The sequence below is a fragment of the Ectobacillus sp. genome (assembly GCF_056992975.1).
In genome coordinates this window covers 1-12,773 of the sequence record NZ_JBXKMX010000189.1, presented here as the reverse complement: position 1 = coordinate 12,773, position 12,773 = coordinate 1, and the positions used below count along the sequence as shown (strand labels likewise).

The 12,773-nt window shown below is 37.8% G+C and carries 12 protein-coding genes; 3 read left to right on the top strand and 9 right to left on the bottom strand.

Going from position 1 to position 12,773, the window contains the following annotated elements; all coding sequences use genetic code 11:
- The 4 genes from AC11ZT_RS08600 to AC11ZT_RS08585 all read right to left on the bottom strand — a co-directional run.
- Positions 1-706, bottom strand: a 706-nt coding sequence (locus AC11ZT_RS08600) for a GerMN domain-containing protein (RefSeq protein WP_484059205.1), incomplete at its 3' end; no start/stop codon positions are given.
- A gap of 148 nt (positions 707-854) precedes the next feature.
- Complete coding sequence (racE, locus tag AC11ZT_RS08595) at positions 855-1,676, bottom strand: glutamate racemase (protein WP_484059204.1); 822 nt, start codon at positions 1,674-1,676, stop codon at positions 855-857.
- 230 nt (positions 1,677-1,906) lie between these two features.
- Positions 1,907-2,131, bottom strand: a complete 225-nt coding sequence (locus AC11ZT_RS08590; protein WP_379970196.1) for a helix-turn-helix domain-containing protein — start codon at positions 2,129-2,131, stop codon at positions 1,907-1,909.
- A 157-nt stretch (positions 2,132-2,288) separates the two neighbouring features.
- Entirely contained in the window at positions 2,289-3,263 is a 975-nt protein-coding gene (locus AC11ZT_RS08585) for a prolyl oligopeptidase family serine peptidase (protein WP_484059203.1), read from the bottom strand.
- A gap of 203 nt (positions 3,264-3,466) precedes the next feature.
- On the opposite strand from AC11ZT_RS08585, the gene AC11ZT_RS08580 reads away from it, so the two are divergent.
- Positions 3,467-4,831, top strand: coding sequence for an arsenic transporter (locus AC11ZT_RS08580; RefSeq protein WP_484059206.1), 1,365 nt, complete (start codon positions 3,467-3,469; stop codon positions 4,829-4,831).
- Positions 4,832-4,889: 58 nt separating this feature from the next.
- Here AC11ZT_RS08580 and AC11ZT_RS08575 read toward each other — a convergent pair whose 3' ends face one another.
- The 4 genes from AC11ZT_RS08575 to AC11ZT_RS08560 form a co-directional block, all read right to left on the bottom strand.
- A complete protein-coding gene (locus AC11ZT_RS08575) occupies positions 4,890-5,555 on the bottom strand; it encodes a DUF2642 domain-containing protein (RefSeq protein WP_484059202.1) in 666 nt (221 codons plus the stop codon).
- A gap of 215 nt (positions 5,556-5,770) precedes the next feature.
- The gene (locus tag AC11ZT_RS08570) at positions 5,771-7,222 is read right to left on the bottom strand and encodes an APC family permease (RefSeq protein ID WP_484059201.1); all 1,452 of its coding nucleotides are present in this window, start codon (positions 7,220-7,222) and stop codon (positions 5,771-5,773) included.
- A 26-nt stretch (positions 7,223-7,248) separates the two neighbouring features.
- On the bottom strand, positions 7,249-7,725 hold the full coding sequence (locus AC11ZT_RS08565) for a hypothetical protein (RefSeq protein WP_484059200.1): 477 nt from the start codon (positions 7,723-7,725) through the stop codon (positions 7,249-7,251).
- A gap of 66 nt (positions 7,726-7,791) precedes the next feature.
- Positions 7,792-9,723, bottom strand: coding sequence for a primary-amine oxidase (locus AC11ZT_RS08560; protein ID WP_484059199.1), 1,932 nt, complete (start codon positions 9,721-9,723; stop codon positions 7,792-7,794).
- Positions 9,724-9,934: 211 nt separating this feature from the next.
- Here AC11ZT_RS08560 and AC11ZT_RS08555 point away from each other — a divergent pair, with 211 nt between their 5' ends.
- Both AC11ZT_RS08555 and AC11ZT_RS08550 read left to right on the top strand, forming a co-directional pair.
- The gene (locus AC11ZT_RS08555) at positions 9,935-10,756 is read left to right on the top strand and encodes a helix-turn-helix domain-containing protein (RefSeq protein WP_484059198.1); all 822 of its coding nucleotides are present in this window, start codon (positions 9,935-9,937) and stop codon (positions 10,754-10,756) included.
- A gap of 133 nt (positions 10,757-10,889) precedes the next feature.
- On the top strand, positions 10,890-11,315 hold the full coding sequence (locus tag AC11ZT_RS08550; protein ID WP_484059197.1) for an OsmC family protein: 426 nt from the start codon (positions 10,890-10,892) through the stop codon (positions 11,313-11,315).
- 117 nt (positions 11,316-11,432) lie between these two features.
- Here the strand turns inward: AC11ZT_RS08550 and AC11ZT_RS08545 are convergent.
- A partial coding sequence (locus AC11ZT_RS08545; protein ID WP_484059196.1) for an Nramp family divalent metal transporter occupies positions 11,433-12,773 on the bottom strand: 1,341 nt, incomplete at its 5' end.

Sequence of the window (12,773 nt, the reverse complement as noted above, 5' to 3'; positions counted from 1 at the left end):
TACGTCTCGTAACTGGTACATAATACGTTTGCTTATTACTTTGCGCAACAAAATAGAGCGTCACTGGCTTTGTATTCATTACGTCTACCAATTGCTCATCGTCAAAATTTATACCGTCCGCTCGGCTTACTCCTTCACCAATTGGCGTTTTATTGACTGGCATCATCGCTTGATCTTGACCCTCAATTTGAATCTTCACACGTTTTACATCTTTGAACTGCGTTAACGTCCACGTAATGGATTCGACAATTTGGCGTTCTTCTTCTTTTTTATATTTTTTAATATCAGCTGAAAAGTCCGCCACTGCCGTTCCATCGCTGCGAACATCTACTCCTTTTATCTGTGTATTCGCAGGAAGAACCGCTTGAAACCCATTCGGTAGAAGGCTTGTTACCGGTCCATCTTTCACTAAATATTCCAGTGCCTGCTTCATTACAGCATTATCTTTAGCATTCGGTAAAGCTATAGCCTGTGGTACGACATACCCATTTTTATCAACAAGATATAACTCGTGCTGCGCTGCATCTGCCTTTTTTTCTTCTTTAGCCGGTCCATTCGTATTTTTCTTATCTTGATCTGTTTTCGTAACATTTGCAGGTGGATCAACTGGCTGCGAAGCTTTCTCCTTAGTAACCGTTCCACAGCCTACTAATAGCACAGTACCTATTAGTAGCGTACTAATCCAAGATATAGCGGTTTTTGGCATAGGTTTCCCCTCCTAAGATGGTTTGTACTAGTATGTATACGAGCTACAAACACATTTAGAACTACCTATTTGAGAAAACGTAGGTAAGAGGATGAAAAAACGAGCACCAAGGATATACCTGATACTCGTCATACATGTATACATTCCGTTACTCAGCTTTGGAATAGGCTTCTTGCTGCAAAGTAATATGTTTTACATTTTCAATTGGCTGTCCAAACCAGCTGGAGGCAATTTTTTTAAATGTTTCAATTGGTCCCGTTGTTAAGAACAAGTGATCATTTTGTTCTTCCACTGTATTTCGCAAATTACTATGATATAAAATCGTACTTACTTCTCGTGCTGTTTCATCACCAGAACTTATAAGTTGTACCTGTTTTCCCATGACATCTTGTATAACAGGTCCTAATATCGGATAATGCGTACATCCAAGAATTAACGTATCAATATTTGTTTGTTTAAGTGGTTCCAGTGCAGATTGTACAACACTACGAGCATGTTCCCCATTAAACTCACCGTTTTCTACAAGTGTTACAAACGGTGGGCAAGCTAAGCTTTCCACTATTACACGATTCGTAATCGATTTTAACGCAAATTCATAGGCTTTACTTTGAATCGTTCCAATCGTCCCAATTACGCCTACATGATAATTATTCGTTACTTTTAGCGCAGTACGTGCACCAGGATAAATAACGCCAACGACTGGTATTGGCAATTCAGCCTGCATTTCCTCTAGCACAACAGAAGTTGCTGTATTGCAAGCAATCACTAGCATTTTTATATCTTGTGCCAACAAATAGTTGGTCATTTCCCAAGTAAATTGTCGTACTTCCTCGCGTGGTCGTGGTCCATATGGACAGCGTGCTGTATCACCTAAATAAATAATTCGTTCTTTAGGTAATTGCCGAATCAATTCTTTCGCTACGGTCAATCCACCCACGCCGGAATCCAAAACACCAATTGCTCTATTCAAAAGATCGCCCCATTTTCTGTCTGTACTATAAGTAGGCACAATATTCTTCTCATTAGCATAACATGCTAGCGGCCAACGTTCCTCCGATTTGTTGTTACAATAGGTTAGGGAAACAATCCCACTGAAGTATTTTGCTCCTTTTCATCCTAATTTGCAAGATGTTTTTACAAAAACAAACACAGCTTTCCCACGAAAAAACCGGCCTCCTTACAACAGCCGGTTCCCCCTACCTATAATTCAAGCTCTCCCATACGAAGAAGCTCTACAACCGCTTGCGAGCGCCCCTTTACTCCAAGCTTTTGCATTGCATTACTAATGTGGTTGCGCACGGTTTTTTCACTGATAAACAGCTCACCTGCGATGTCTTTCGTTGTTTTGTCTTGCACGAGAAGTTCAAACACTTCACGCTCTCGTTTTGTAAGTAGCGGTTTTGATCCAAAGTCTTTATCCTTTATCAACTGGTATAACCCTCCTTGCCTACGCCAGAGCCAAATTGGGATTGGGTATCCATTTAGTCATTTGTATTGTATGAGAGCGAAAGCCTTGTGGTGCATAAATGCTAGCTTTTTTTGATATGAATGGTAACCTAGATTTAAATGTTTCAACAATTACTTATTTTAACGTTTTATCAAGGAAATCAAGTGCCTTTTCTATGTTGGCCGTCGTTCTAAATTTTGGATCCATATGTTTTGCACCGTCAAATACTTCTAACATCACCTTATCTTTTCCAATTGTCTTCTCCAAATTTGCTGCAAATTCCGTTGATTGTTGCACCGGAACAACCGTATCATGAGAACCATGCTGAATAAAAAAAGGCGGGTCATCCTTCGATATATACGTTTCTGGGTTTGCTTTTTTTACCAGATCAGGAATGTTTGTAATCGTATCCCCTAGTAATTGTGCCTCCGCTGAATTTGGTTGATTATGCTCAATTCCCTTTAGTCCACTTTGCTTAAACTGATCGTCCATCGTTAAAAAATTAATAGGGCCAAACCAGTCCACGACTGCCTGTACGCTACTAGATTGGTTCGCATTGCCAAGGTCGGCACCTTCAAATTCTTGATTACCACCTGATGTTCCGGCTAATGCTGCTAAATAACCACCTGCTGAAGAACCCCATGTTGCAATTTTAGTAGGATTTAAGTGGTAGGTGCTTGCATTCGCTCTCAGAAATCGAATTGCAGCCTTTACATCCTGAATTTGTGCTGGAAAACGGGATTCCTCGCTTAATCTATAGTTCATAGTAACAACCGCATAGCCCCTATTTAAAGCTGCATGTAGATTACTTAATTCTTCCTCTTTTTTCCCATATCGAAAGGCACCGCCATGAATGTTTAGAATAACAGGAAATGGTCCATCTCCTATATTATTAGGCAAATAAATATCCAGATTTTCTGCATGAGATACACTTGCATAAGATACATTCAACCATTTCAGTCTCAGTTGATTTGCTGTTACTTCGGTACCTGCAATTTTGTGTTGTTCTTTCGATTGATTCGTCATGCCTTGGTTGCCTATCCCACAACCGGTTAGTAAACTAATGATGATCAATGTGGTAGAAATGAGAACAATCCCTTTATAATTCATTACAAGTCTCCCTATCTGTATGTAAGCATTTTAACTAGTCATACTTTTTCTAATTCTATACTCCATAATAATCCCTACTATCAGTTATTTCTACATAGAAATAAGAGTTCCGTTTAGTCCAAGCAATAGGATAACGCATATATATAATATTAGAGACAGATAAACATAAGGTATGCCAAGGTTTGGAGGGAGGCGCTTTATTTATCAACATTCAAATTATTAGTACCATTTCTGTTTTTTTATTAACAATGGTAATCATTTTTTGGCGCCCAAGGGGAATAAATGAAGCTGTTCCAGCAATGATCGGCGCTATTATCGTTTTAAGTTTCGGAAGTGTTTCCTTACTGGATTTAAACGAGATTAGCAATAAGGTTATGGGGGCTGCTGTAACCATTATCGCTACGATGGTTATGGCAATTGTATTGGAAAGTTTTGGATTTTTCCATTGGGCAGCTGCTCAATTAGTAATAAAAGCAAAGGACTCGGGAATACGATTATTTTGGTACACAAATTTACTATGCTTTTTAATGACTCTTTTCTTTAATAACGATGGTAGTATTCTTATCACAACCCCGATACTTTTACTCCTATTAAATCGCTTACAATTAAAGCCACATCAAAAAGTCCCGTATTTACTAAGCGGCGCTTTAATTGCTACCGCATCTAGCGCCCCAATAGGTGTTAGTAATATTGTTAATCTAATAGCATTAAAGATTATCCATATGGATCTCTATATGCATACAGCTATGATGTTCGTACCTGGTACAATCGGATTACTCTTCATGTCTTGTATGTTGTTTCTTGTTCTTCAAAAAGATATTCCTCGAAGACTACCTGCCATTTCCCTTGAGTTAGATGAGAATTTTGCTACGCAATCGTTTCATCCTTTACAACCAAAATTAGCTGCCGAACAAGCAAGGTTACGTACAAAATTTATGCGTAATATACTACTTTTCGTATTAGGAGTACGAATTAGCTTATTCATTGCTTCCTACTTTGGCATGCCAATCGAAATCGTCGCTATAGTTGGGTCTGCTATATTACTAGGATGGAGATGGTACAAATTACGTTTAGCGCCATTTGACATATTAATCAAAACGCCATGGCATATTCTGCTATTTGCGTATTCAATGTATGTACTCGTATTCGGTCTTCATAACATCGGTTTAACAAGCTATCTCATTAGTAGTATCCATCCTTATATTACGACGAATTTATGGAATGCCAGTCTCATTATGGGAATCCTACTTTCCGTTCTCTCTAACCTATTTAATAATCATCCAGCATTAATGATTGGAACTATGGCACTAACTGAAATGGGATTAGACCCAATCACAGTGAAAACGGTGTATTTAGCAATGATTATCGGTAGTGATATGGGATCTCTCCTTCTTCCCGTTGGAACCCTTGCAAGCTTAATTTGGTTGCATATTTTACGAAGGGCACATATTAAAATTGGATGGGGAACCTATATAAAGGTTACATGTCTTGTAATCCCCCCAACCCTATTATTCACGTTAATAACGCTTTATTATTGGATAACCTGGGTGTTTACTGGCCACATATAAATCACCCACAAAAAATGCCAACGGGGGATGAAATATCCCCCATTCATGGTTTAAACAATCATCTAGGAATGTGAACGGATTGAATATGCGCTACTGTGATATAAACCGTGTCCCCATTTGCTACAACTAATTCAATAATTCCTGCATTCACTTTCTTTAATAGTCCGATTTTTGTTGATTTTCCTCCCATATCAAACACAACTAGTTCGTTTTCATACTTCTTTATTTGTTCTTCAAATAATGCATGTAAGGGGATGGTGGATGGAACGGTAGGTATTTTCTCATCACTAAGCGTGTAAGGGATCGTTTTTAAATGGTAAGGAATGAGCCATTTTAAATGGTGTGTGGAAAGCAGCATCATGTTAAAAACATGAGAATAGAAGTAAAGATAATCCTCTTGAACACTCACAATATAGCCATGAAGGGATATGTCACCCGTTACATAAATTTCTGTAAAACGTCCCTTGGCATTTTCTAGAATAGTCTGAAACGATATAGATTGATCATTCTTTACCAACGATCCTACGCTAGGATTTGTAATCTCTCCATTAGGAACTGCGCTCTCATTGATACGATGAATATGCCAAAGTGGAAAATACATAAAATTTTTTCCATCAAACAAAACAACGATTTCTTTACTTTGTTCAATTAGTATTCCTTGAAACATAACTTTACCCGAAATCTCTACATCGATTTGTTTGCCACGCAGCGATGTAATACTCATATATATACCTCCTCTTCTTAAAGAATGAAGTTATCTGTACAGTATATACAATCTTGAATTAGAAATGCTTCTTTCCTTTGCCAGGATGTACGGTATAAAAATAGTAAATTTCATACAAAAAGGAACCGATGAAAGAATCACCGGCTCATGTTTGTCATTAAAATAGTAACCCTATTCTATGAACATCATTTTTCTAGTTCTTTTGTCCAGCCTACTTATAAATCCAAATGTGGTGGCAACTTACGAAATCCTTTGGTTTTAATCATTAAATACAGGATTCCCAATACTAACCAAGCTGTTCCGATTATTTGCGCTAAATGATCCATACTCATCCATACATAAACAATAATAGAAAATCCCATTAGCGGAAAGGCTATATATCGAATATGTTTCCAACCAGTCGGCTTCCAATTTGGTATACTACCTAAATCTAATGGTGATTCTCCCTTTTTCTTTACATAGTACAACCAAATAACAGAAAGATTCAAAGTAGCAAATGCAAACAATGCACCATAGTTGACTAGATTGGATAACGTAATCATGTCCGAGCTATTACCTAATATAAACTCAATAGCAACAATGATCATAATATTCCAATGTGGTGTTTTCCATCGCTTATTAATTTTGGCAAAAATTGATTTAGGTAAAAGGGTATCACGGCCCATTCCATATAACAAGCGAGCTCCCGCAGCAGTAGCAACTAAATTAAACACCGCCAATTCAGTTAAATATCCTGCAGTAAAGAAAATACCAAATCCTTCTCCGCCAGTCATTTTCGAAACTTGAAATAAAGCGGTATTCATCCAGGACTCGTCCGAAATATAATTTTGCCAATCTGGTATTACGAGCATAGCTACATAACCACATACAAACATCGTTAATGTTCCGATGCCGACACACCAATAGATTGCTTTTGGAATGTCCCTTTTCGGATGATTTGTTTCTTCTGCCAAAGTTGTAATCGCATCAAATCCAAGAAAACTAAGAATGGCGAGCGACGTAGCAGCAATTAAACCAGACATACTATTAAAATGGAACGGTACAGTGCTAAGCAAGGTTCCCGTCCCCATATGATGCGCTGAAACTGCATTACCCCATACTAATATTGCGAGCCATACTACAAATTCTCCTAAGGCCAGTAACCATAGTCCCATTTTAGAAATAAGTTCAACACCAAATAGATTGAGAAGACCAATTCCTACTGAAAATATCCCTAGCAAAGACCAATACGGCATTTGAGGAAAGTATTGCTGTGCAAAATAGGCAGCACTTGAAGCGGTTACGGTTGGTATTAATACATAGTCAAGTGTTAGTACCCAACCGGCAATAAATCCTAAGTGAGCATTCCAGCCTCTTCCTACGTAGCTATACACTGAACCTGCTAATGGAAAGTTTCGTACCATGACAGAATAACTCCCTGCAGTTAACAGCATCGCGATGCCTGCTATTAAATACGGCAACGCTACGGTTCCACCAGAGGTCTGAAGTAATAACCCGAAAATCACTGCTGGTGCTATCGGGACCATATAATTTAAACCAAAAGCAGTAAGTTGCCAAACATTCATCGTACGGTCAAGCTCCTGTTTATATCCGTATTGTGAAAGATCTGTATCTTTTGCTAATGCGCCAACTGTCTCTCCTACTAATTCTACTTTCTCTATGGACATACGTAATCTCTCCTTTTATATAAAATCTAATTAAAGCTATGATTACGAATAGCAGATTTGTTTTTATTTCTCACTATCGCTGTATATCCAACTACTATAGAAAGGAACAGTGCCAAAACAATATTTAAAAACCAAGCAATAAGAATGGACCCTTCCATCATCGCTACCATAACACCTGTCATTGCCCCCATCATACCGCTCATTAATCCTTCAGCACTGCTAGCTAATATGAGGAATACATGCAAAAATCGTCCAAATACACCGCCAACTACCATTCCGATAAGGGCACATATAATAGTAGATATTACGATATTATGAGCGTATAGAATGCCGAATAGAACACCATACGTAAAGCTTATGAGAAGGGTTGCAGACATGATAAGTAGATGAAGATTCATAGGAGAAGAAATATTAGATTTTCTTACTTGGGATACCGCAAATAGAAAAGCTAGTGTTAAACAAGTAGTGATTATCATGTTGCTAAGAACCATTGAACTCATCATATGGAGTTCCCCTTTCCACTTTTTATTTTATAAAGGAAAGGGGAGCACCCTTTCCTTTATAGAAAATTAATGCTTACAGTGGCTGCCATGCTTTGGCTTAGAAGGTGGTACGTCAAGCGCTGGATTTCTATCAAAGAAGCCAACTGGCTTTAATGCAAATCCAATATATGCAGTCGGCATGACTGGCCAATCTTCTGGACGGGTCACATGATGATGTCCCATTGTATACCAAACTACGATGTCATCATTATCGATGGAACGATTTCCCTTCGTATAACTTGGTAACCCGTCTCCTCCTTCATGCTGATTCGGATAATTTCCTGTTGCATATTTTTCCTTTTCATCAAATGGAGTTACCCATAAATGATGCTTCGTAAATCCTGCTCGTTTAATTAGCGATGAATCCTCATGAGCATACGGTAAGCAGTTTTCACCCGGAAATATCTTATAACCAACGGGTTCGCCTACTAGATTCTTCTTTTCTGGATTTACAATTTTCCATGAACGAGCCGATTCGATGTTCATATTACGTTTTGCTTCTTCTTCTGTTTTAAGCTGTGTCGCCTTTGCAATAAAAGCATTTTTATATGGATTATTAGGTCCAGCTTCTACGCTTTCTGTATTAACTTCATATACAGAGTTATTTATTCCATCTATTGCCATATCCAACCGAACATTAAAGAAATGTTGATGATTTGGTCCATATAATTGCGGAGCTAACAAGTTTCCAAATTGTGATTTTTCATTAGGTGGTAGCGCCTGTGTATGAAGAATACCTGTTAATTTCACTTCATATTCAATCGATCCATCTTGGTAAAAGTACCAAAAGAATCCATAATCATAGTTACCAACTGTTGAGATACTTGATAATACTAAACGGCGGGAACGGCGAACTTCAACATGACCTGTGCGCCAGTCTGTATGTTTCCACAGTATTCCAAAATCTTCTTCGTGAAGGCAAATCGCATTTGGAATAACAACGGGATTTCCTTTGCTGTCAGACAAATACGCATCAAAGTATTTGATTTCACCTAAACAATCACATCCAAGTTCTAGAGAATTAGCAAGCATTCCAATACCATACTCACCTGCATCAAACGCATTATTTCGATTTACCGGTCCTGTCGGATCTCCGTACGGTACAACCATTTCAGAAAGAGAAGCACGGTATAGAATTGGACGATCCTCTTCTTTATCATGATACGTCACAGTATGCAGTACGAGCCCTTCCCGTGCAGTAAAGCCAAAGCGAATCTTCCACTTTTCCCAGCTAATACTATGACCGATACATGTAAAACTAGGTCCATCTGACTGAATGATGTCGAGTGGCTTACTACTTGTTCTCATTGTTCCAATTGTATTAGGAATATAATTTCCATCTAGAGGAGGAAATGGGATAACATCTGTATCAACAATTTTCATGACTTCCATTTTATTCAAATCTACATAAGCATATAGTCCCGAAATCGGTCTTGCATAGCCATTATCATCTAGTGATGTTTTGTACCAGCAAATAGCTCTAGCAATTCTCTTCCCCTTTTCTTCCTCTAAACCAAAGTTCCCAGCTGACCACGGATCGGCCATAACAAGATCTATATCCGTAATGCCTCTTTTTAAGAAAGCTTCCTGCATTTGCGGATTACGTTTAATAACGTTTTCGCACTCTAAAAATTCGTCTAGCATAATAGAAGGCTGTACACCAGGAATATATTCTAAGCTTTTAACAACTTCATCTGTTAACGATACGACTACCTCATAGGTTTTTTCCTCTTTATGATCGAGTAGAATAACAAATGCTTCTCTTATAATTGGACTGTCTTCCTCAAAATCTAGAACACATTGTTTAGAAGGCTCATTCAATGAAATACTCACAAAGCTAACTGAATCCCCAATATTCTTCTCACGTTTTACAATAAAAGCTGCTCGTTTAATCTCTTCTGGTGTTAATGGCTCTAATGGATGTTTGATTTCTACTTTTTTTTCAATTGATTTCTCCATGTATTTCACTCCTTTGTCATATTTGCACTGTAATAATGATGGAAACCATTTATTGATACTTATTCTAAATTGTTCTGCAAAATAAAAATTGTAAAAATCGGAATATTCGGACGAAAGTTTGTTATATTTTCTGACAATAATTACAAATGAAGGATTAAATAAGCGTACGATACAAGTGAAAAATTTTCAAAAAAGGATGGAGGAAGGTACGATGATCCATGAAGCGTTCAATAAGCAAAATGTCTTTCTGCCTTTACAACCAAACTTAGAATTATTTGCAGAACATTATATTGAAAAAAAGGAGAAAATTCCTTCTCACAATATAAATGTATTATTTTATCAATTTAAATTAAACGAAAGTGGAGAAGAATACTTTACAGCAATTCCAGATGGATGCATTGATATAATTTTTTGCTGTGATTCTGTTAGACCTTTAGCACAAATATATGGTAGCGTGAATCAATCAAAGCATATTTTTGTAAAGCGTGGTGTTCATTACTTTGGAGTTCGATTTCCAGCAGGATGTACCATTATAACAAAGGCTATTCGAATTAAGGAAATCACGGATCATGATTTTTTGTTAACGGACATCCTATATAAAGTTGGAAAGCCTCTACAAGAACAAATTTCAATGGCTACAAGCTTTGAAGCTAGGAAACAGATACTTCTTGTATCTCTCGGTGCAATTATAAATGTAGACCATGTATATGATGAAATCGTCGGTTATACCTTACAAAAAATTTATCATTCAAATGGACAATTTAGTCTTCAAGAAATAAGTGAATCTATTGGATATTCAGATCGCTACCTTCGGAAACAATTTGAAGAGCATATTGGATTCTCTCCAAAGCAATATAGTAAAATAGTGCGTTTTCAAAAGTCATTAGCGATGTTACAAAAATCATTTTCCATTGATGAGATTATATTTAGAAATGGCTATTACGATCAGGCTCATATGATTAAAGATTTTAAATATTTCTGTCGTTCTACGCCAAAGCAGCTCACGAAACTACTTACTGTTCGGAAAACATAACATGGACGGAATATTTCACCATAGTTACTCCCCTTAATGTGTTTCATTTCCCACTCATCGCACACACTAGTATAATGATGATAAGTATCTGAGTTAAAGCAGAATTAGAAACATGAAGAAGGGATAGATACATATGAAAACAAATGTAACATGGACTGGTCAAATGGGATTTTCAAGCGTTACACCTTCCGGACATGAAATTAAAATGGATGCTGCAGAAGAAGTAGGTGGACAAAATACCGGAGCTCGTCCTACAGAACTCTTATTAAATGCTGTAGCTGGCTGCACTGGTATTGACATCATTAGCATTCTTCATAAAATGCGTTTAAATCCAACGGCCTTTCATATGGAAGTGGAAGGAACGCGTGCACAGGATCATCCGAAGCGATTTACAGCTATTCATATTGTGTATGCATTAGAAGGTGATCTTCCAGAAGAAAAAGTCGTTCGTGCCATCCAGCTTTCAAAGGATACCTATTGCTCTGTTGCGCATTCCTTAAATGCAGAAATTACAGCGAGCTATACCATTAACGGAGTGAAGGGTTCAAAAACATTATAAAGTGAAATTTCCATCAGTGCGGGTCTTACTGCTCGTTAATGCGGGACAAACATTGATTAATCGAAAACGTCCTAGCCTCTTCCAATGCTAGGACGTTTTCTGTATGATGCAGATTTTTTACATAAAAAACATATTTACAAGCAAATACGAATTCAATGCAGCAATTATAATTGCAATAAACCAACTGATTACTTTCGTTACTCGCGAATTTACAAATATGCCCATTTTCTTTTTATCACTTGTAAACATCACTAATGGGATAACCGCAAACGAGAGCTGAAGGGATAAAATAACTTGACTTAATATTAATAAATCGGTCGTTCCTTTTTCCCCGTACAAAATCGTTACAATAACGGCTGGAATGATAGCAATGAGACGAGTAAATAATCTCCGCAGCCATGGTCTAATTTTAATATTTAAAAATCCCTCCATTACAATTTGCCCCGCTAGTGTTCCTGTTAAGGTTGAATTTTGACCGGAAGCAAGAAGGGCAACAGCGAACAAAGTGCTCGCAATGCCGGTTCCGAGTAGGGGATTCAACAACGTATAAGCGTCTTTAATATCTGCAACATCTGTATGACCGTTCGTATAAAAAGCAGCTGCTGCCAAGATTAGTATCGACGCATTTACAAATAACGCTAACATAAGAGCAATCGTAGAATCGATGACAGAATACTTAATAGCCTCTCGTTTTCCCTTTACTGATTCTTCGTATTTACGGGTTTGCACAATAGACGAGTGTAAGTATAAATTATGGGGCATAACGGTTGCTCCCAAAATACCAAGTGCAAGAAATAACATCGTTGGATTTTGAATAATTTCCGTGCTTGGGATAAATCCTTTTGCTACTTCATTTAATTGCGGCTGTGCCATAAATAGCTCAACACCAAAACATACTGCAATGGTAGATATTAAGCCGATGACGATGATTTCAATGTAACGAAACCCTTTACTTTGCAATAATAAAACAAGGAGGATGTCGAATGAAGTTATACAAACACCCCATAAAAGCGGGACACCAAACAGCAGTTGCAATGCAATGGCAGCTCCAATTACTTCCGCTAAATCACAAGCTGCAATAGCAAGCTCACAAAGTATCCATAATACAAATGCTACTGGTTTGCTAAAGTGATCCCGACACGCTTGTGCTAAATCACGTCCGGTTGCAATCCCTAGCTTCACCGATAGTGCCTGCAGTACGATTGCCATCATATTAGACAAAAGAATAACCGATAGAAGAGTGTAATTGAAAGCAGATCCCCCGGCAAGTGATGTTGCCCAGTTTCCTGGATCCATATATCCTACCGCAACGAGATAGCCAGGTCCCATGAATGCGAGTAACTTCCGAAAGAAGTTTCCTTTCTTCGGTACATGCATCGTTTTATATACCTCTTGCAAACTCGGATTCCCTTTGTTTCTTTTCCATCCCTCTTGCTGTGATAGAGTTGCAGCATTCGT

Bases quoted from the DNA above. Each gene is read 5' to 3' on its own strand.
- AC11ZT_RS08585 (WP_484059203.1), bottom strand. From the start codon at position 3,263: ATGAATTATAAAGGGATTGTTCTCATTTCTACCACATTGATCATCATT.
- AC11ZT_RS08575 (WP_484059202.1), bottom strand. From the start codon at position 5,555: ATGAGTATTACATCGCTGCGTGGCAAACAAATCGATGTAGAGATTTCG.
- AC11ZT_RS08570 (WP_484059201.1), bottom strand. From the start codon at position 7,222: ATGTCCATAGAGAAAGTAGAATTAGTAGGAGAGACAGTTGGCGCATTA.
- AC11ZT_RS08565 (WP_484059200.1), bottom strand. From the start codon at position 7,725: ATGATGAGTTCAATGGTTCTTAGCAACATGATAATCACTACTTGTTTA.
- AC11ZT_RS08560 (WP_484059199.1), bottom strand. From the start codon at position 9,723: ATGGAGAAATCAATTGAAAAAAAAGTAGAAATCAAACATCCATTAGAG.
- AC11ZT_RS08555 (WP_484059198.1), top strand. From the start codon at position 9,935: ATGATCCATGAAGCGTTCAATAAGCAAAATGTCTTTCTGCCTTTACAA.
- AC11ZT_RS08550 (WP_484059197.1), top strand. From the start codon at position 10,890: ATGAAAACAAATGTAACATGGACTGGTCAAATGGGATTTTCAAGCGTT.